The following is an 18,501-nucleotide window of genomic DNA, read 5'->3' as shown; positions in this document are numbered from 1 at the left end:
CTAAACTAGGCGCTTGCTCACTCTCCACCGCGCTGGTCGCGGATCGCCATGCGCCAATCCTCAGTCGCCATCGACTCCAAACTTCCCTGGGTCGGGACCACCATCTTCACGGTGATGTCGAAGCTCGCCGCCGACTGCGGTGCCATCAACCTGTCGCAGGGCTTTCCTGATTTTCAGGCCGAGCCGGCACTCTTCGACGCCACTGCGCGGGCCATGCATGCCGGTCGTAACCAGTACCCGCCAATGGCCGGCGTGGCCGAACTGCGCGCGGCCATCGCCGACAAGGTGGCCGCGCTCTATGGCGCGGACTACGACGTCGAAGACGAAATCACGGTCACCGCCGGTGCCACGCAGGCCATCTTCACGGCGATTGCCGCCTTCGTGCGCAGCGGCGACGAGGTGATCGTCTTCGAGCCGGTCTATGACAGCTACGTGCCGGCGATCGAAACGGTGGGTGGCAAAGCCATTTACGCGGCGCTGCGCTCGCCCGATTACCGGCCCGATTGGCAGCAGCTGCGCTCCCTGCTCAGTCCGCGCACGCGGATGATCATCATCAATTCGCCGCACAACCCGAGCGGCAGCCTGTTCGACGCCGACGATCTGGCGGCGCTGGCCGAACTGACGCGCGACACTCCTATCGTCGTGCTCGCCGACGAAGTCTACGAACACATCGTTTTCGATGGCGTGCAGCATCAAAGCGTCGCTGCCCATCCCGAACTGGCCGCACGCAGCATCGTCGTGTCGTCCTTTGGCAAGACCTATCACATCACCGGCTGGAAGATCGGCTACGTGCTGGGGCCTCGCGAACTGATGCGCGAGTTTCGCAAAGTTCATCAGTTCAACGTGTTTACGGTCAATACGCCGTGCCAGCTGGGGATTGCCGAGTACATGCACGACGCCTCGCGGCATCTCGGCCTGGCCGCGTTCTACGAAGGGAAGCGCGAGTTCTTTCGCCGCCAGCTCGCTGCGTCACGCTTCGAACTACTCCCCTGCCGCGGCACCTACTTCCAGCTGGCGCGTTACAGCGCCATTGCCGACCTGCCTGACCAGGAGTTCGCTCGTTGGCTGACCCGCGAGGTCGGCGTGGCGGTTATTCCGGTGTCCGTATTCAACCACGATGCTTATGACGAACGCGTCGTGCGCTTCTGTTTCGCCAAGCAGGAAGCGACCCTGGCCGCCGCCGGTGAAAAACTGCGCAGCATTTGACGCGTGCCCACCATGAGCAGGGCGAGGCGCAGACGACCGTAGTCAGTCGCCTCAACTACCTCAAGTATCTCAACTGCCTCAACTGCCCGCCGCTTTGCTGTCCGTTTTTCTGGCGTCGCCGGCGACGACCAGGGTCAGCTGCTCGGGGTCGATGTATTTGCGGAAAGCGGCGTTGACCTGTTCCGGGGTCAGCGCCATGACTCGCGTCTCGAAGTTCTTTGAGTACAGCCAGTCGTGACCGAGGTCGAGCAGGGAGATCCAGCGCGCGGCAACCGCGCTGTCCTGCGAGCGAGCGACGGCGCGTGCTTCGAGAATTCCCTTCTTGGCCTCGGCAACCTCTGCAGGCGTGAAGCCGTCGCGGCGCGCGCGCGTCAGTTCCTCGAGGAAGGCCTGCTCGGCGCGGTCCAGGTTCTGCGGCGCCGCCATCGCGGCAAAGGACCAGGTCGATAGATCTTCCCGCATACCCATCGACAAGGAGGAGCCCGCGCTGTAGCTGAGGCCGTCTTTCTGGCGCAAGCGGTCCATCAGCCGGCTCGACAAGCCGCTGCTGCCGCCAAAAATACTGTTCGCCACGTACAGGGCAGGTGTGTCGTCGTCGTCGAAACTCAGCTTCAGATCGACACGCGCGCGCAGGAAGGCGTTCTCCTTGTCGGGGGTGTCGATGACGATGCGTTGCGGCGCCACGGCGCGATACTCGCGATCAACGCGGGCGTACGGCGATCGCGAGACGTAATCGGGAAAGAGTTGCCTGAGCTCGGCGCTGATCGCCGCTTCATCGAAGTCGCCGACGATGGCTATTTCACCACGCGCCGTGCCCATCAGCTCGCGGTGATAGGCGACAAGCTGCTCGAGCGTCGTCGCCTGGAGCTGGGCGAGGCGTTCGGCGAGTTGCGCATGGTAGCGCGGGTCACCTGGCGGGTAAGTGTTGAAGTGCGAGGCGAGAGCGTCACTGGAGAGCGTCTGCGGGTTGTCGAGCTGGGCCTGCAGCGCAGTCAGCGTCTGTCGTTTCAGTTCGTCGAATTCGCTCGCCGGGAAGCTCGGTTCTTTGAGCAGCTGGGCGACCAGCCTGAGCGCTTCCGGTAGCTGCTCGCGGGTGGTTTCAAACTGCGTCAGGTCGCCGCGGATTTTCAGGCGAGTGAATTCGTCGGCGATCTGCTGGCGGTTCAGTTGGCCACTGCCGCGGCTGAGCATGGCCATCGTCAGTGTGCCGGCCATATCGCGATTGCGCAGCGAGTCTTCATCCCCCCAGCGGAAGCGCATGGCCACGTTGACCGTCTGGCCGCGGTTCTTTTTCGCCAGCAGCGCCACTTGCAAGTCGCCGACGCTCGGCCGTTGCGAGCGTTGGTTGATGTTCTCATGCGATGCTTCAAAGGCTTCACCGGCGTCTCCCTTTTCACTGCCCTTGAAGTTCGCCAGCAGCTCCGCCGCGGTCGGGGCGGGCGGGATCTCGGCACGCTGCGGTGAATCTTCGGGAACGAAACTGCCAAGAACGCGGTTGTCACGCACAAAATACTTCGCCGCGGCTGCGTCGACCTGCGCCGGCTTGATCTGGTCGAGCTGATCACGGGAATAGAAGAACAGTCGCCAGTCACCGAGCGCGATGTACTCGGAAAGCATGACGGCGAACACTTCCGGGTTGGCCAGCGCACGTTCGTAGGCGGTGCGCGCCTGTTCGACGACGCGGCCGAGCTCGCTGGCGGTTGCCGTCTGGCGAGCGAAACCGCCTTCGATGACTTCGATCATTTTGTCGCGCACGCGCTCCAGCGATTCGCCCTTGTTCACCATTGCGCCAAAAACCACGAAGCCGGGTTCGCGGGCGTCGATGGCATAGGCAAAGACCTGTGCCGCCAGACCGGGTTGGACCAGCGCCTGGTAGAGGCGACCATTTGGAGTGTCACCGAGTATCTCGCTGGCCATGCTCACGGCTTCGGATTCGGCGTGCAGGCTGGATGGCGTGCGATAGGCGAGGGTCAGCAGTTGCACCTCGCCCTTGCGGCGAACGACGAAGCTGCGTTCGCCGTCGGCCGTCGGCTCGACGGTCCATTGTTTCGCCAGTTGGCGCGTCGGCTTGGCCAGTTGGCCGAAGCTGCCGGCAATCCATTGCAGCGTCTGCTGCTCGTCGAACTTGCCGGCGACCGTCAGCACCGCATTGTCGGGCTGATAGAAATTCCGATAGAAGGCCTGCAGATTCTCGATTTTGACGTTTTCGATGTCGCTGCGGGCGCCGATGGTGTTGTTGCCGTAGTTGTGCCAGTCAAAGAGCAGCGACTGCAGGCGCTTCATCATGACCCGGCTCGGGCTGTTTTCCCCCATCTCGAATTCGTTGCGTACGACGCTCATCTCGCTATCGAGGTCCTTCCGGGCGATGAAGGAGTTGACCATTGCGTCGGCGCTCCAGCCAAGTGCCCACTTGAGGTTGGCGTCGCTGGCCGGAAAAGTGACGTAGTAATTGGTGCGGTCGAGCCAAGTCGAGCCGTTGATCCGGAATCCGCGCGTCTTGAACTCCCTGGTCGGGTCGGGAAAACTCTTCGATCCCTTGAAGATCAGGTGTTCGAGCAGGTGAGCCATGCCGGTTTCGCCGTAGTTCTCGTCGCGTGAACCGACCAGATAGGTCACGTTGACCGTGGTCGTTGGTTTGGCGGCGTCGGGAAAGAGGATGAAATGCAGGCCGTTGGCCAGTCGATACTCGCTGATGCCTTCAACGGTACTCAGCTTTTCGACACCGGCCGGCAGTTTCCCTGCGCTGGCTGGCCGGGCGGCGGCGCTTGCCGGTGTGAAGCTCAGCAGCGACCACAGCAGGCATACGGCTACGCTTGTCCATCGGTTCATCATCATCACTCCACGAGGTTTGCGGGGTCCAGCTTCTTTTGCCTGCACGTTGCGGCGCCTTTCCCGGCGACCTGGCCGCCGCTGGCCAGGCGCTGAATCACTGTACAGCTTGCCAGAAAGGGAGCGGCCCGCACAGAGGGAGAGTCTGGGCGGGCCGGGTACTACGATCACTGCCGCGGGGAGGGGGAGGGGAGGAGTGCGGCAGCGACGGGACGAAGAGTAGCGAATCGCCCGGCGATGATCTGTTGGAGCTCTGTCCCTGTTGTGTAACGGCGTGTGATCCACGCCATCGCCTGCAAACGCTTGTCATGCGGAGGTGAGCCGGACGATTGCCGCGCATCGTCGGACGTGTCAGACGTGTCTTACGGCCGAATCAGCTTGGTCGGACACTTCTTCCCTGGCGGGTGGGCTACTGTTGAAGTGCTCAGTACTGTTTTCGAACATCGCTGGGCGTTGCAATCTCTCCCTATGCACAAGGAGCAACGTAACGAGGATCCTGCGCAACATGGCACGCGATCGAAGCTTGCGAGGCAGACTGCTGGCGCGACGCTGCGCAACAGTCCTGCTGGCGTCCCCATCAGGGTATCAGGGTCTCGGCTCATGAATCGGAGTTTCGACATGAACAACAAATACAGCAAATTTCTCGTCCACGGCCTGTTGATCACTGCGCTGAGCTTTGCGTCGTTCGTAACCGATGCCGGGGCTGATGACAGACTCATGGTCCGCCAGGCTGGTGGTTTGCCCTATGTGTCGGGCGGAGTCGGCGAGGAGTCGCTGCAGCAGCTCAAGGACCACGTCAGCGAGTTCAACCTGAAGCTGGTATTTGCCATGACGTCCGGGTCATACCTGAGTGACGTGCGGGTTGCCATCGCTGACGCAAAGGGCAAGACGCTGCTGGAAGCCACTTCCGATGGACCGTGGTTCCTGGCGAAATTGCCGCGAGGAAAGTATCGGGTCGTCGCGAGTTATGCCGGTACAGCGATCGAGCGCTCTATCGCCGTCGATGCGACAGCGCTCAAGACGGTTGATTTCCGTTGGGATCACGAATAAAGGCGCCAGATCGGTCGCTACAAGGCAGCTGATTGCTGCGTAGAACCGCGCAAGGCCGGCGCGTAGCCGGCACGACGTTTTTGGGCGATCAGCCCGCTGCCCTGATCGCCGCGCCGCGTACTGCCGCAGCGCGATTTCGACCTGCCGTCGCTGGCGGCGATGGATGCGAACAAGGGAAAGCAGCCAAAAAATCCGCCCGATGGCTACCTCAGCGGCACCTTCGGCGGACAGCTGACTCGGCTTACAAGCCATGGTCGACAAGGCGAAACGTGCCCGCAACACGATCTTTGACGAAGAGGTAAGGTAAGCCCATGAAAACGATGCGAAGAGTGATTTTCAGCGCACTCGCCACAGCTGTTCTGTTCGGCCTTGGTGCTTGTGCAGAGATGTCGACGCTGGACAAGAGTACCAGCATCGACGCCGGCGCCGACGACATCGGTGTAGCCAATCTTCCGGACGGCAGCAGTGTGGGAACGGTCGGCGGCGCCCCTGTCGGCGGCGTGATCGGCCACGAAGTCGGTAAGAAGCAAAGTCGGTAAGAAGCGATGGGCCTGGCCTCCCAGGCAGCTGTCTTTGTCGGCTCCTTGCCCTGATCCTGCAAGTCGCCGCGACTCTCATGACGGGCAAGGCGGCAGCGGAAGCGGTGTGCCATGCCCATGTGTCCACGCGCAGCCCTGCACTACTCGCCGGTTTGCAGGAATCGTCCGACAACAACTTGGGCATTGTCCGACGGGCATAAGTGGCGTAACCGAATACCATGATCCTGCAGTCAACGCGACCCTAACGGTCATTGACGCTTCGGGGCAAGCACACCAGCAGGAGATTGCAGAGATGAAACTCGACGGCTCAAGCAGCGCAGCCTTGCTCATGAGCGCGCTGCACATCGCACATCGCCGCTGCACATCGCACATCGCACTACCTTGCTGCCATGGCAGGAACGCCAACGGCCACGCCGATATGCGCGAAGAGTTGGGACTACCTTGGCTCGATATTTTGATCCACCTCCGACCCTTACGCGGGTGCGGTGGAAAAGGAGGGCATCATGCTTCATTACGCAGTAGTCTTCTTCATTATCGCCATCATCGCGGGCGTGTTCGGTTTCGGCGGTATCGCGGCGAGCGCGGCAGGAATCGCCAAAGTGCTTTTCGTGATTTTCCTCATCTTGGCGGTGGCGAGCTTCCTGTTCAATATGACAAGGGGGCGATGATGACAGGCTGACCGGGTTCCGTAGGGGATCCGGTTTACGTTCCAGTTCAGCGTTCGATGGCTTGGTCGACGGTTACGAAGGACACATCATGCTGCGCGTTGCCATTGTTGATGACCACCAGATCGTCCGTGCCGGGTTTCGTGAGTTGCTCGGTGAAGAAATCGGGATAAGCATCGCCTTCGAATCCGCGTCAGGTGAAGAAGCGCTGAATCGTTTGCGTGAGACCGCGTGCGATGTGGTGCTACTGGATTTGTCTTTGCCTGGACAAAGCGGCATTGATGTCCTGCGCACTGTCCGTCAACGCCACGCCGACGTCGCAGTGCTGGTCCTGAGTGGCTTTCCCGAAGAACGCTATGCGTTGGCCATGGTCCGCAACGGCGCCAGTGGCTATCTTTCGAAGGACTGCGGGCGCGAGGATCTCCTCCAGGCGATACGTACCGTTGCCCAGGGGCGGCGTTATCTGTCGGCCCGTACGGCTGAACTGCTGGCCGAAGAGCTGCTCGGAGAAGGAACGGCACCGCCGCATACCGCGCTGTCGGAGCGCGAGATGCAGGTCTTCCTGCGGCTTGCCAAAGGCGCGTCGGTGTCGGAGATTGCCGACAGCTTGCACTTGAGCGTAAAGACCGTGAGCACCTACCGCACACGTCTGCTCGAAAAACTCGCACTGGGCAGCAACGCGGAGTTGGCCGCCTACGCTTTGCGGAATGGCTTGTTGATGGAGTGAGGATCGTACCATGCAAGACAAGACGGCAGAGACCTTGCGCATTCTGCTGGTAGAGGATTCCCTGCTGCTGCAGGACATGCTGACCGAGGAACTCGAGGAGATCCCCGGCGTGAAGGTGTGTGCCAGGGCCACGGGTGAGCAGGAAGCGATCGAGCTGCTTGAAGTGCACCCGGTCGATCTGGCCATTGTCGATCTCGAACTGAGTGAAGGCACCGGGTTCGGGGTGCTGCGCCAGTTGCACAGCTTGCCGGAGCGCTTCGGCACCCTGCACGCGGTGGTGTTTTCCAGCTATGGCCACTTGTCCGTTCGGGCGCGGTGTTCCGCGCTTGGTGTGGCGGCATTTTTCGACAAGGCCGTGGGGACGGATGCCTTGATCGACTATGTCGAGCGGCTTGTGCCCAAGGCGGGATAGTCAGCACGGTCAGTGTAATGGGATGCTGGCAATGACTGTAGTGCCTTCCCCGGGCGCCGAGCGGACCACAAAGCTCCCGCCATACGCCTGCACGCGATGTTCCATGCCGTCGATGCCGTGCCGCTTGCGCGACCGCTCTGTTGGTGCAAAGCCGCGGCCATTGTCCGCTACGCTCAAATGAGCGGCCGTCCCATCGATTTTCAAGGAAAGCTTCAGATGACTTGCGTTCGCATACTTGTGGGCGTTTGTGAACGCCTCCTGCGCGATACGAAACAGCGTCAGTGCTCGCTGACTGTCGATGCTGGCGGCACTGTCCGGCAGATCGGTCTCGACCTGAGTGCCGTGCTCCAGGGGAGCATCCGAGGCCAGCGCCCGCAGGGCTTCAATGACGCCAAGCTCCTTGAGCAGTGGCGGCCGCAAGTCGTCGATGATGCGACGTTTTATTGCAATGCCTTCGGCCAGTGTACGCTGCAGACGATTGACTCGGGGGAGATGGGTTTCCTGCGTGTTGTCGGGCAATTTTCTGGCAATCCAGTCCGCATCGAGTTTGGCGGCCGTGAGCAAGGCGCCGAGCTCGTCGTGAAGCTCCCGGGCCAGTCGCGCCGTCTCGTCTTCGCGCGCGTTGGTAATGTGGCGTGCGAGATTGCGTAGTTCCATTGTCCGTTTGCGCACTTGGCTTTCGAGCCGTTCGTTTTCGCTGGCGAGCATCTCCGCCACGCGCTTGCGCAAGGCAAATTGGCGCTGAACCACGGTGAACAGGATGAGCAGCAGGATGAGGGCGATCAGAGCCAAGGCCGCACCGACCTGTTGTGCCAGGCGGAATCGTTCGCTGGAACTGGCAACGATTGCCCGACCTTCGCTCACCACCTCGTCACGCAGCCGGGCCAGTTGCCCGCGAACCTCGTCCATCAGTATCTTGCCCACCATATCGTCAGGGGTGGCTTCTCCCAGGGCCCGTCTGGCGACTGCCTCTGACATCACTTTCCATTTCGCTCGCACGAGCATCGTGAGCGCGGCGATGTCGACCGAACGATAGCGAGCGAAGTCGATATGTAGTTGATCGATCGCGGCGTCGATTTTCGGTGCCGCGCGTCGGTAGGATTCGAGGTAGACCAGCTCGCTTGTCAGTAGATAGCCGCGCACAGAGGTCTCGGCCTCCACCAGGAGTATCTGCAGATGATCAAGCTGGCCGATCTTCTCGGTTTGCGTGCCAAGCTCCTTGAGCGTCTGCAAGCCGAGTGACGACTGATACTGGCTGGCAATCAACAAGGTCAGCGCGATGGCACAACCGGTGACGAGCAGTACGTAAGACAACTTCCGTGACAGGTCAGAGCGACCGCTCGCCATGGACCGTTCTTGCGCTTTGGTGGGCGATGGGGTCGGTTGCAGGGTATCCGGTTCTGTCATCATGAATCCTGTTCGGCGAGGACCGTCGGCCCGGGCGCTCGGATGCAAGTTGTCGAGCTCAGCGCTTTGTACCGCAATCTGCTTGGCCTCGATTTCGGTTGCAGGCGGTATGCGGCGGATGACCGAGATGCCCACTTTCGAATTCGATTGTAGGAGATTTTTCGATGTCCTCCGTGATCGCTCGTTTGACTTGCTCGCGCCTTGACCTCAGCGGCCGTCTTTCAGGCCTCCGCAAACGGCGACATTGAACGGCAGCGGCTCTCTCAAATCGTAGTCCATAGGATTTATCGCTCGGGACGAAAGAACGGCACGGGTAGCCGATGGCGTCAGCGCAGCAGATTCCCGAGGCGTGACGGTGGTAAGTGACGCACAGTGGCGTCCAATTGGGACGCGGCCTTGGCTGCTGTGCTCCATCCGAGACATTCAACGGAGGAACTGAGATGACCGTCACACTGTGGTTCCTGCTGGTGGGCGGGCTGTTGCTCGTCATGGGCCTGACGCCCTCATTCATCAAGCGGCTGCCGGTGACCTCGGCGATCATCTATCTGTTGATCGGCCTGCTCGTCGGGCCGACGCTGCTCAACGTCTTTCACTTCAACCCGCTCAGGGAATCGGCACTGCTGGAAGTGCTGACCGAAGTGGCGGTGCTGATTTCGCTCTTTGCAGCCGGGGTCAAGATGCCTGCCCCGATGCGGCTCGATCGCTGGCGCACACCGCTGCTTCTGGCTTCGGCATCGATGGTACTCACCGTCGCCATGGTTGCCGCCTTTGCTTACTACGTGCTCGGGCTGCCCCTCGGCGCAGCGGTGCTTCTCGGCGCCATCGTGGCGCCGACGGATCCGGTCCTCGCCACCGACGTCCAGATCCGCCATCCCGGCGACCGCGACCGCCTGCGCTTCGATCTCACCTGCGAAGCCGGCATGAATGACGGTAGTGCCTTCCCGTTCGTGATGCTCGGCCTGGGCCTGCTCGGTTTGCACGACCTCGGCGATTTCGGCCTGCGCTGGGCGCTCGTGGATGTGCTGTGGGCGACCGTTGCCGGGATCGCCATCGGATTTGTCCTCGGTTCCGCTCTCGGCCGGCTCGGCTGGACCTTGCGCAGCAGACGTTTCGACCACCAGTTGATGGACGATTTCCTCGGCCTGGGACTGATCGGCGTCGTTTATGGGCTCAGCGAACTGGTCAATGCATGGGGCTTTCTCGCGGTGTTCTTTGCCGCCGTGTCGCTTCGACAGACCGAAGTCAGGCTGATCAGTGCCAGGGCCGCCAATTTGAAAAAAGGGCTTGCCGAGCACGACCCGGTCGCCACGTCAGGTGGCGGCGATCCCGTGCCGACCGTCAGCGAAGGCTCGCTGATCTTCAAGGAACATCTTGAGAGAATCTCGGAACTGCTGCTGATCCTGCTCGTCGGGGGCTCGCTGTTTCTCGATTCGTGGAGTTGGCGAGCGGTGAGCCTCGCCCTGTTCCTGTTCCTCGTCGCACGCCCGCTCAGCGTTGCGATCGGGCTGCTCGGTTCGCGCACGCCAGCGCGCGTTCGCGGCATGGTCGGCTGGTTCGGGGTGCGTGGCATCGGCTCGCTCTACTATCTCATGTACGCCATTCAACACGGCCTCCCGGAAGACGTGGCGCTGGAGCTTATCCACTTGACACTGATCGTCATCACCATGTCGATTCTCGTCCATGGCATCAGCGTCAAGCCGCTGATAGCCCGCTTCTGGCGAACAAGCTGACAGCTTCCCGCGTAGGAGTCGTCCGACGCGGCTATCCGCAGGCGCTGACAGGCGGGAACAGGCGGCCTAACTAAGATGCAATCAGCCCGGTGTGCTCAGTTGTGTTAACCTCTCCCGCCGCCCGGGCCGGCATGATAAACAGGAGTCAGAACAATGAAAGCTTCGATTGCAATGCTGCTTGCGGCGATGTTCATGATCGCCGGTTGTAACACCGTCAAAGGCGCCGGCCAGGACATCGAGGCTGGTGGCGAAAAGGTGCAGAAGAGCGCCGAGGACGTGCAGAAAAAGATGTGACCCAGTGAGATCCACCATGCCTGGACTCCGAAATCTCTTGAAACAGGAGAAAACACCATGACGAAATTGATTTCCACCGGCGCGCAACCGCAAAGTGCCAGCAGCAGCATCGTGCACGAGGTTGCGGACGAGCTACAGCAGCGCATCGGCAACGCGGCGCACAAGGGCGAAGCGCTCGAGCGCTCGTTACGGGCGCGTGGCACGCTGGCGAGCGAAAAGGCGCTGGAGCTGCGCGCGCAAGCGCGAAGCAAGGCCTCTCAGCTCAGACACGGAGTTGAAAAGATCGCCAGCGACAACCCCTGGACGGTCGTCGGCGGTGCGCTCGCCTTGGGAATGCTCATCGGCGCGCTATCTGCCCGGCGCTGAGAGAGCGGTCTTTGGCCGGCTTACCTCGGGCAAGTCCCAGCGGCCCTGACATTTGATTGCGCACGACCGACAGGCGCGCTGCACGGGATCCGCATCTGCAGGCGTAGTGGCGCGCAGTGCGAACCGACACAGCGCCCTCCCGTCGGTCGGGTCAGGGATGCCCAATCAGGGATGCCCAGTCACATTTCTTGGCGCATGCCATGCTCTCATCCATGTCTCATCAGGAGGTACGACAAATGACGAAATTCGAACAAAAATCCGTGGCCATTATTGCCTCAGCGGCGCTGCTCCTTGCCTTGGCCGGTTGCCAGAAACAGGAAGAAGGTCCAGCGGAACGGGCTGGCAAGAAGATCGACCAGGCGACCGAGAAAGCCGCGCAGCAGGTCGACAAAGCTACCGACAAGGTCGGGCAGCAGGTCGACAAGGCAACCCAGCAGGTCGGGCAGCAACTCGAAAAAGCGGGCGAAAAAATGCAGGCTGCGGCCCAGGACGACAAGGACAAGAAGTAATCGTTGCGGGCGGAGGAATATCCTGGCGCGACGGACGCGATTGGCGTGCGTAAGGAAAGCGGACCTTGCTGTCTGGCCAACTGCCAGGAGGTGCAGCTGGTTTGAACACGGCCCCGACCATTGCCACCCCGTTGGCAGTAAGCAGGACTCCTGAAGTGGACGCTCGGGCGGACAGCCAAACTCCGGCGGGTAGCGATCCGCCCGCCTCGCCAGTCGCCGTTCGAGCGCCGGCAAGCGGCGGCAGTGTGGCCCTCACCGTTCTCGCCACGATCGCTGTCATATTTGCGCTGGACTGGGCACAACATCTTCTGATCCCCCTTGTCCTCGGAATCCTCTGTGCCTACACCCTGAACCCCCTCGTGGTGTGGCTCGAGCGGACGCGCGTGCCGCGCGTTGCCGCGGTCAGCGCGGTGATGATCGGCGTGGTGTGCGCGCTTGCGCTCGGGGCCTACTCGTTAAGCGGGCAAGTGCAGACGATACTCGATGACTTGCCCGACGCCGCACAAAAGGTGTCGATCAGGCTCACCAAAATGAGTAAAGGTTCGGAGAGTACCGTGCAGAAGGTACAAACGGTGGCAACCCAGATCGAGAAGGTAACCAACCAGGCGGCCGACCTGGCTTCAGCCGCCAAACAGCCGGCGACGGGCGTGGTCGTCGAACCGCCGCGCTTCAAACTCGGTGATTTCCTGTGGGCGGGTTGGACCAGTGCGGCAGGGATGATCGGCCGGGGAAGCATGGTGCTTCTCCTGACCTTTTTCTTCCTGCTCACAGGCGACAGCTACAAGAGAAAGCTGGTGCGGCTTGCGGGTCCGTCACTGGCCAACAAGAAGATCACGCTCAACGTTCTTGATGGCATCAACGAATCGATCCAGCGCTACATGTTCATGCTTCTAACGACCAACCTGCTGCTCGCCGCGCTTACCTGGGCGGCCTTGCGCTGGATCGGCCTGGAGAACGCCGGCGCCTGGGCCGTTGCCGCGGGCCTGTTCCACCTCATTCCGTACTTTGGTCCGGCCCTGACGGCGGCTGGCGTCGGCCTGGCTGTCTTGCTGCAGTTCGATGCGCTATCGACCGCGCTGCTGGCTGCCGCTGCGTCGCTTCTCATCGCCACGCTCGTTGGTACTTTTGTAACCACCTGGATGACCGGGAAAATCGCCAGGATGAATACGGCAGCGGTCTTCGTCTCGCTGCTGTTCTGGGGGTGGCTCTGGGGTGTCTGGGGGATGCTGCTGAGCATCCCGATCATCGTGATCGTGAAAGTGGTCGCTCAGCATGTGGAGTCGTTCCAGTCGGTGGCAGAGTTGCTCGCGGCCTCGCCTCCCCGTTCCCCCACCCGCTCGCGTGCGTGATGCAAGGCCACAGTGAGCGATGAACGCGCCAACGCGACGATCTGCGCCGTCGACGTCTGAAGCGGCCGCGTCCTTGCTGTTTGAACCGGGCCGCAACTGCACGGTCGTGGCGCATGCGTCACGAGTCGGCCTGCTGGTCGACGGCGAGGAGTATTTTCGGGCTTTCGCGCTGGCTGCCGAGCGGGCGAGCCAATCGGTCGCCATCCTGGCGTGGGACTTCAACAGCGCGACTCCCTTGTCCTTCGACGACCGGCCGGGCGCACCGCCAGCGCAGCTCGGCGATTTTCTCAACTGGCTGGTACGTCGCCGCCGCGGACTGCGGATCAATATCCTGGAATGGGATTACCCGCTGGTGTTCGGCGCCGACCGCGAGTTCCGACTTTTCCACGGCTTCGGCTGGCGGCCGCGGCGGCGTGTTCGTTTTGCCCGGGACAACACGCATCCGATTTCCGCCTCGCACCATCAGAAGATCGTCGTCATCGATGATGCGATGGCCTTCATCGGTGGCTTCGACCTCACCGTCCGCCGCTGGGACAGCTGCGCGCATGCTGCCGAAGATGATCGCCGTCGTTGTGGCGACGTCGCTTACCCGCCGTTCCACGACACGATGATGGCGGTTGACGGCGAAGCCGCGCGCGAGCTTGGCAAGATCGTGCGTGCGCGCTGGCGGGCGGCAACCGGGCGCGAAATGCCGGCGACCAGGAAAGCGAGTCCAGAGCCCTGGCGTTGGCCCGACGCAGTGCGTGTCGATGTGCACGACGTCAAGGTCGCCTTGTCGCGCACCATGCCGGAAATGCCCCGCGTGGCGGGTATCACCGAGGTCGAAGCACTCTATCTCGACATGATCGCCAGCGCCCGCCGTCACATCTACATCGAAAACCAGTACTTTACGGCGCACCGTATCGGCGATGCCCTGGCCGCCCGGCTGGCCGAGCCGGATGGTCCGGAGATCGTCGTCCTCGTCCGCCTGTTCAGCCACGGCTGGCTCGAGGAACACACCATGCACGTCCTGCGCACGCGTCTCGTGCAGCGGCTGCGCCGGGCCGATGTGCATGGCCGCTTTCACGTCTATTACCCGCATGTCGACAAGCTGGCTGCCGGCGTCTGCATCGATCTGCACTCGAAGCTGATGATCGTTGACGACGAGTTGCTGCGCATCGGCTCGGCCAACCTGAGCAACCGCTCGATGGGCATGGACAGCGAGTGCGATGCGACCATCGTGGCACGCGGTGATCCTCAGGCGGCTGCGGCCATTCGTCATTTCCGCAACCGACTGCTCGGCGAACACCTCGACGCGCGGCCGAAAACGGTGGACACGGCAGTCGAAGAGCACGGCAGCCTGCACGGCGCGATCGAGGCACTGGCCGGCCGCTGCCGTACCTTGAGGCAGCTCGAACAACTGCCGGACTGGCCGGAAGCGGTGATCGAACTCGCCAGTGTCGGCGATCCGGCACGTCCGCTGGTAGAACATCTAATCGACGACCTGAGTCCGGAAGGCTTGATGACGCGCGAGGTCGAGCTGGAAGATGGCAAACGCGGCGCTGGCCAGCTACCTCGCTGGCCTCGGTCTGCCACGACGAGAAGTGCAGAAGCTCGGCGGCAAGCGCCTGTTCAAACTTGCCGAAATCCTTCGCCGGCGCAGTCTGTCGGCGATGACGGCCTTGCGCCTGGTACCGGTTGCGCCTTTCGTGGTCGTCGGCATGTGCGCCGCCGCCATCGGCATCCGCGTGCAGCCTTTCCTGTTCGGCACCTTGTTCGGCATGCTGCCGGGTACGCTCGCCACGACGGTTTTCGGCGATCAGCTCGCCGCCCTGCTCGACGACCCGGCACGAATCAACTACGGCATCGTAGCCGCTGTGATCGTTCTGCTCGTTCTCACTTCCCTCATCGTACGGCGCTGGCTGGCCAAGCAGCAGCGCGCAACCACGAATGCCACGGCTGGCGAGCGGACTCGCTAACTGGCACGGCCTCGAGCAGACGCTCGGCGACGACTGCCTGCGCATTTCGTCGTATAACCTGCATCGCTGTATCGGGCGTGATGGCAGACAGGACGCCGGGCGCGTCGCGCAGGTGATCAAGGAACTCGCCTGCAACGTCATCGGCCTACAGGAGGTCGCCAACCAGTTCGACGGCGGTCACGCCTCGCTGCAACTCGACTATCTGGCGGAGCAAACCGGCATGGAAGCAATCGCCGGTCACACCATGATCCGCCACGAAGGCAACTTCGGGAACGGCTTGCTCAGTCGCCACCCGGTCGTCAGCGTTCGGCAGCACGATTTCAGCTATCGCACACGGGAGCCGCGTGGCGCGCTCGATGTCGAGCTCGATGTCGGCGGCACATCCGTGCGCGTCGTCGTCACCCATCTCGGCTTGCGGCCCGCGGAACGTCGCTTCCAGGTGAGCCGGCTGCTCAAGCTGCTGCACGACGCGCCGATTGGACAGCTGATCGTCGTCCTTGGCGACATCAATGAATGGCTGCCGCTCGGGCGGCCCCTGCGCTGGATGCACGGCATGTTCGGTCGCGCGCCAGCAGAGCGCTCCTTTCCTGCCTGGGCACCGCTGCTCGCGCTCGACCGCGTGTGGGTCAGGCCCCGCCACAAGCTTCTTGCCTTCACCACACACAGTAGCGCCGCCGCCCGCGATGCGTCCGATCACTTGCCGGTGAAGGCGTTGATTGCCACAGACCTGCCGGCCAACAAACGGCGCTGACGATACAACAAGCTCATTTACCAGGCCTGGTTTGCGGACTACTCGCTATCGCACAGAGTTCGCACTTAACAGGCACCCCAGGAACAAGCGTTGTGGGGTCCGCCCGAAATGGCCGCCTGCCTTCTCCGCTGGCGCGCGCAGCGGCGAGAATGATCACGCTTGCCGCGTGTTGCCGAGGCGCAGGTGTATGAAAGGCTCTGGCGAGGCGAAGAAAGCTTGCTCGGGCTCATCCCGGCGCTTGCCTTCCGTTCGAGAGAGCTGGCATCATCCCCGACTGAAGTGGCCACCTCGGCGCCACCATTGAAGAAGGAACGAGCGATGAGTCAGGAAGCGGATGATAAGGGACTGGCGGCTGTGGTGTTGGAGCGTCTGGAAAATGAGCGCTTGCCGCGCGCCCTGGAGCTGAAAGAGAAGGTCGATGCTGGCGCCAGGCTTGACGACATGGACATCGCGTTTCTCGAGCGCGTGTTTGCCGATACCGAGGACCTCAAGCCGCTGGTCGCGCGGCATCCGGAATATCACCAACTGGCGGCCAAACTGATCGGGCTCTACGAACACATCACTTCCAAGGCCCTGGAAAACGAAAAGGCCGGCTGAACGTCGGTCAGCCGGCCGGTGGTGGTGAAGGCCGGCCGGCTATTGTGCCTTTGGCTCGACAGGGGGCTGCGCTGCTGCCTCCATCTCCAGCACAGGCTCTACAGCTTGCGCCGGCACGGGCGCTGCTGGCGCGACTGCCGATCCGCGGGTGTCCTCGGCCTCGTCGACGCTGCTGCGTGCGCCGTTTCGCCCACGCCAATGACGAACCGCCTGGCGCATGGTCGGGAAAGCGCGTTGGCGAAGTGCCGCGTCGGGGTGTTTGGTGGTCTGCAGCCATTTCTCGAACTCGACCTGTCGGCCGGCTAGAACGAGGGTGATGTTTTTTGCCGCCAGTTCGCTGTCGAGCCGCCCGAGGGTGTCGATGCCGGTGATATCGACGTCGGTCATGGCGATCATGTCCAGCACCACACGTTCGACGGGCGCTGCCTGGCGGGCGATTGCCCGATGCACTTCGGCGCGGAAATGATTGGCATTGAAGAAGACCAGCGGACCGCAGAAGCGCAAAAGCAGCAGTCCCTCGATCGTCGCCGCGTCGGGAAACAGCTTGTGGTTGTAAAGCCCTGACCGTCCGCGAACATTGACCAGTTCTTCGCAGTCCGGGCGTGCGACCTTGCGGATGAACATCAGCAGGGCCAGGGTCACGGCCAGCATGATGGCCTTGATCGCCCCGAAGGCGAGCACTCCGAGCATGGTGATCACCCCGAGGAGCACCGCCGAGCGCTCGATCAGTTGGTAGCGCTTGAAGACCTGGAAATCGAGCAGGTGCCACGAGGCGAAAAGCAGCACGACGCCCAACGCGGGGATCGGCAGCCAGGCCAGCGAGCCGGTGCCGACCAGCAGCAGCAGGGAAATCGCCAGTGCGGCGACGATGCTGACCATCTGCGTGCGGCCGCCGTTGGCGTCACTGACCGCGGTCCGCGAATCGGCGCCGGTGACGGCAAAACCCTGTGACAGCGCCGAGACGATGTTGGCCAGGCCGAAGGCGGCAAATTCGCGGTCCACATCGATGTCGTAGCCGTTGCGTTCGGCGAAGCTGCGCGCCGTGAGCATGCCGCTGGTAAACAGGACCAGGGCCAGGCCGGCCGCCGAAGCGGCCAGTTCGCCGACGACATCGAGGTGCAGTTCAGGGATTACCAGATCGGGCAGGCCGGCGGCCACCGGACCGATCAGCGCCACTCCCATGTCGCCCAGGCCGAGCAGGAAGGCCGCCAGACCGGCCAGGGCCATGGTCACCAGCGACGCCGGAACCACTTTCGTGTACCGCGGCAGGAAGAACATCACCGCCGCGCTGCAAATCGACAGAACGACTGTTGGCCAGTGGGCGGTGACCACCAGGTGTGGGATTTCCATGAGCTGTTTGAAGAAGCGGGTGGCCTCCGGCGTGCTGCCGAGCACTTTGCCGACCTGACCGATCATGATCGTCAGGGAGACGCCGTTGAGCAGGCCGATGATGATCGGTCGGGCCAGAAAATCGGCCAGGCCGCCCAGGCGAAGAAAGCTCGCCGACAGACAGAAGAGGCCGGTGAGCAGCGTCAGCACGATGCTGTAGGAGAGGTAGAGGCCACTGTTGTTCGCCGCCAGAGGCGCAATCACTGCCGCCAGCATGGCGCAGGTCGCGGCATCTGGACCTATGATCAATTGCCGCGAGGTGCCGGCGAAGGCGTAGACGACCATCGGCAGGATCGAGGCGTACAAGCCGGTGGAAGGGCTGAAACCGGCCAGTTGCGCATAGGCGATGGCAATCGGGATGGCCACCGCGGCCACCGACAGGCCGGCTCGGATATCGTGCGGCCAGTCGGCGGCGCGATATCTCACCAGCGGCATGACTCCGGGCAAGATGCGATTCAGATGGCTAATGATGGCAGACATTCTGTTCCCTCGACGGTTCGTTCGGCCGCTGCCGGCTGTGGTTTGCAGACGGATCGGGCAGCGGCGCAGCGAGCGGCTGATTGTAACAGCAAAGCAACAATGATCGACCGGGCTTGCTCCCCGAGTAGGCGAACGGCATTGCTTCGGTGACTTCGACAAGACTCACCAGGGGCGTGCTGACAAGCTGCGAGAGCTGCCGGCAAGGGCTGGCATTGCATCGCACGCCGCTTGTAGTATGCTGCA

Annotated in this window: 17 protein-coding genes and 1 pseudogene; 15 read left to right on the top strand and 3 right to left on the bottom strand. The window is 62.4% G+C overall.

Going from position 1 to position 18,501, the window contains the following annotated elements; translation table 11 throughout:
* Positions 1-48 precede the first annotated feature (48 nt).
* On the top strand, positions 49-1,206 hold the full coding sequence (locus V5B40_RS08660; protein WP_332354132.1) for a pyridoxal phosphate-dependent aminotransferase: 1,158 nt from the start codon (positions 49-51) through the stop codon (positions 1,204-1,206).
* Positions 1,207-1,284: 78 nt separating this feature from the next.
* Here V5B40_RS08660 and V5B40_RS08655 read toward each other — a convergent pair whose 3' ends face one another.
* On the bottom strand, positions 1,285-4,035 hold the full coding sequence (locus V5B40_RS08655; RefSeq protein ID WP_332354131.1) for a M16 family metallopeptidase: 2,751 nt from the start codon (positions 4,033-4,035) through the stop codon (positions 1,285-1,287).
* A gap of 618 nt (positions 4,036-4,653) precedes the next feature.
* Between V5B40_RS08655 and V5B40_RS08650 the strand changes: the two genes are divergently transcribed.
* The 5 genes from V5B40_RS08650 to V5B40_RS08630 all read left to right on the top strand — a co-directional run bounded on the left by V5B40_RS08650 (position 4,654) and on the right by V5B40_RS08630 (position 7,428).
* Positions 4,654-5,085, top strand: coding sequence for a carboxypeptidase-like regulatory domain-containing protein (locus V5B40_RS08650; protein WP_332354130.1), 432 nt, complete (start codon positions 4,654-4,656; stop codon positions 5,083-5,085).
* 311 nt (positions 5,086-5,396) lie between these two features.
* Entirely contained in the window at positions 5,397-5,624 is a 228-nt protein-coding gene (locus V5B40_RS08645) for an osmotically-inducible lipoprotein OsmB (RefSeq protein WP_332354129.1), read from the top strand.
* Between the two features lie 503 nt (positions 5,625-6,127).
* Positions 6,128-6,292: a DUF1328 domain-containing protein gene (locus V5B40_RS08640; protein WP_332354128.1), complete on the top strand. Its 165-nt coding sequence runs from the start codon at positions 6,128-6,130 to the stop codon at positions 6,290-6,292.
* Between the two features lie 88 nt (positions 6,293-6,380).
* Positions 6,381-7,016, top strand: a complete 636-nt coding sequence (locus V5B40_RS08635) for a response regulator transcription factor (RefSeq protein WP_332354127.1) — start codon at positions 6,381-6,383, stop codon at positions 7,014-7,016.
* Positions 7,017-7,026: 10 nt separating this feature from the next.
* Entirely contained in the window at positions 7,027-7,428 is a 402-nt protein-coding gene (locus V5B40_RS08630) for a response regulator (RefSeq protein ID WP_332354126.1), read from the top strand.
* Between the two features lie 9 nt (positions 7,429-7,437).
* Here the strand turns inward: V5B40_RS08630 and V5B40_RS08625 are convergent, their stop codons facing one another.
* A complete protein-coding gene (locus V5B40_RS08625; protein WP_332354125.1) occupies positions 7,438-8,775 on the bottom strand; it encodes a CHASE3 domain-containing protein in 1,338 nt (445 codons plus the stop codon).
* A gap of 500 nt (positions 8,776-9,275) precedes the next feature.
* Here V5B40_RS08625 and V5B40_RS08620 point away from each other — a divergent pair, with 500 nt between their 5' ends.
* The 9 genes and pseudogenes from V5B40_RS08620 to V5B40_RS08580 all read left to right on the top strand — a co-directional run bounded on the left by V5B40_RS08620 (position 9,276) and on the right by V5B40_RS08580 (position 16,389).
* On the top strand, positions 9,276-10,565 hold the full coding sequence (locus V5B40_RS08620; protein WP_332354124.1) for a cation:proton antiporter: 1,290 nt from the start codon (positions 9,276-9,278) through the stop codon (positions 10,563-10,565).
* 153 nt (positions 10,566-10,718) lie between these two features.
* A complete protein-coding gene (locus tag V5B40_RS08615) occupies positions 10,719-10,859 on the top strand; it encodes an entericidin A/B family lipoprotein (protein ID WP_332354123.1) in 141 nt (46 codons plus the stop codon).
* A 57-nt stretch (positions 10,860-10,916) separates the two neighbouring features.
* The gene (locus tag V5B40_RS08610) at positions 10,917-11,225 is read left to right on the top strand and encodes a glycine zipper domain-containing protein (protein ID WP_332354122.1); all 309 of its coding nucleotides are present in this window, start codon (positions 10,917-10,919) and stop codon (positions 11,223-11,225) included.
* A gap of 188 nt (positions 11,226-11,413) precedes the next feature.
* Positions 11,414-11,734 (top strand): Rv0909 family putative TA system antitoxin, encoded by a 321-nt coding sequence (locus V5B40_RS08605; protein ID WP_332354121.1) that lies wholly within the window; start codon positions 11,414-11,416, stop codon positions 11,732-11,734.
* A gap of 245 nt (positions 11,735-11,979) precedes the next feature.
* Entirely contained in the window at positions 11,980-13,083 is a 1,104-nt protein-coding gene (locus V5B40_RS08600; RefSeq protein WP_332354120.1) for an AI-2E family transporter, read from the top strand.
* Between the two features lie 19 nt (positions 13,084-13,102).
* Positions 13,103-14,290 (top strand): annotated as a pseudogene (locus V5B40_RS08595) (phospholipase D-like domain-containing protein); the annotation flags it as partial.
* 319 nt (positions 14,291-14,609) lie between these two features.
* Positions 14,610-15,041 (top strand): TVP38/TMEM64 family protein, encoded by a 432-nt coding sequence (locus V5B40_RS08590; RefSeq protein WP_332354119.1) that lies wholly within the window; start codon positions 14,610-14,612, stop codon positions 15,039-15,041.
* Positions 15,013-15,792 (top strand): endonuclease/exonuclease/phosphatase family protein, encoded by a 780-nt coding sequence (locus tag V5B40_RS08585; protein ID WP_332354118.1) that lies wholly within the window; start codon positions 15,013-15,015, stop codon positions 15,790-15,792. Before V5B40_RS08590 ends, V5B40_RS08585 begins: the two co-directional genes overlap by 29 nt.
* A gap of 318 nt (positions 15,793-16,110) precedes the next feature.
* Complete coding sequence (locus V5B40_RS08580) at positions 16,111-16,389, top strand: hypothetical protein (RefSeq protein ID WP_332354117.1); 279 nt, start codon at positions 16,111-16,113, stop codon at positions 16,387-16,389.
* Positions 16,390-16,428: 39 nt separating this feature from the next.
* Here the strand turns inward: V5B40_RS08580 and V5B40_RS08575 are convergent, their stop codons facing one another.
* A complete protein-coding gene (locus V5B40_RS08575) occupies positions 16,429-18,258 on the bottom strand; it encodes a SulP family inorganic anion transporter (protein WP_332354116.1) in 1,830 nt (609 codons plus the stop codon).
* Positions 18,259-18,501: the final 243 nt, after the last annotated feature.

This window comes from Candidatus Accumulibacter meliphilus (assembly GCF_036625345.1).
Taxonomy (GTDB): Bacteria; Pseudomonadota; Gammaproteobacteria; order Burkholderiales; family Rhodocyclaceae; genus Accumulibacter; species Accumulibacter meliphilus.
This window is presented reverse-complemented; position numbering and strand designations above follow the sequence as displayed.

Bases quoted from the DNA above. Each gene is read 5' to 3' on its own strand.
- V5B40_RS08575 (WP_332354116.1), bottom strand. From the start codon at position 18,258: ATGTCTGCCATCATTAGCCATCTGAATCGCATCTTGCCCGGAGTCATG.
- V5B40_RS08660 (WP_332354132.1), top strand. From the start codon at position 49: ATGCGCCAATCCTCAGTCGCCATCGACTCCAAACTTCCCTGGGTCGGG.
- V5B40_RS08580 (WP_332354117.1), top strand. From the start codon at position 16,111: ATGAGTCAGGAAGCGGATGATAAGGGACTGGCGGCTGTGGTGTTGGAG.
- V5B40_RS08650 (WP_332354130.1), top strand. From the start codon at position 4,654: ATGAACAACAAATACAGCAAATTTCTCGTCCACGGCCTGTTGATCACT.
- V5B40_RS08645 (WP_332354129.1), top strand. From the start codon at position 5,397: ATGAAAACGATGCGAAGAGTGATTTTCAGCGCACTCGCCACAGCTGTT.
- V5B40_RS08625 (WP_332354125.1), bottom strand. From the start codon at position 8,775: ATGGCGAGCGGTCGCTCTGACCTGTCACGGAAGTTGTCTTACGTACTG.
- V5B40_RS08630 (WP_332354126.1), top strand. From the start codon at position 7,027: ATGCAAGACAAGACGGCAGAGACCTTGCGCATTCTGCTGGTAGAGGAT.
- V5B40_RS08615 (WP_332354123.1), top strand. From the start codon at position 10,719: ATGAAAGCTTCGATTGCAATGCTGCTTGCGGCGATGTTCATGATCGCC.
- V5B40_RS08635 (WP_332354127.1), top strand. From the start codon at position 6,381: ATGCTGCGCGTTGCCATTGTTGATGACCACCAGATCGTCCGTGCCGGG.
- V5B40_RS08655 (WP_332354131.1), bottom strand. From the start codon at position 4,035: ATGAACCGATGGACAAGCGTAGCCGTATGCCTGCTGTGGTCGCTGCTG.
- V5B40_RS08590 (WP_332354119.1), top strand. From the start codon at position 14,610: ATGGCAAACGCGGCGCTGGCCAGCTACCTCGCTGGCCTCGGTCTGCCA.
- V5B40_RS08585 (WP_332354118.1), top strand. From the start codon at position 15,013: ATGCCACGGCTGGCGAGCGGACTCGCTAACTGGCACGGCCTCGAGCAG.
- V5B40_RS08610 (WP_332354122.1), top strand. From the start codon at position 10,917: ATGACGAAATTGATTTCCACCGGCGCGCAACCGCAAAGTGCCAGCAGC.
- V5B40_RS08620 (WP_332354124.1), top strand. From the start codon at position 9,276: ATGACCGTCACACTGTGGTTCCTGCTGGTGGGCGGGCTGTTGCTCGTC.
- V5B40_RS08640 (WP_332354128.1), top strand. From the start codon at position 6,128: ATGCTTCATTACGCAGTAGTCTTCTTCATTATCGCCATCATCGCGGGC.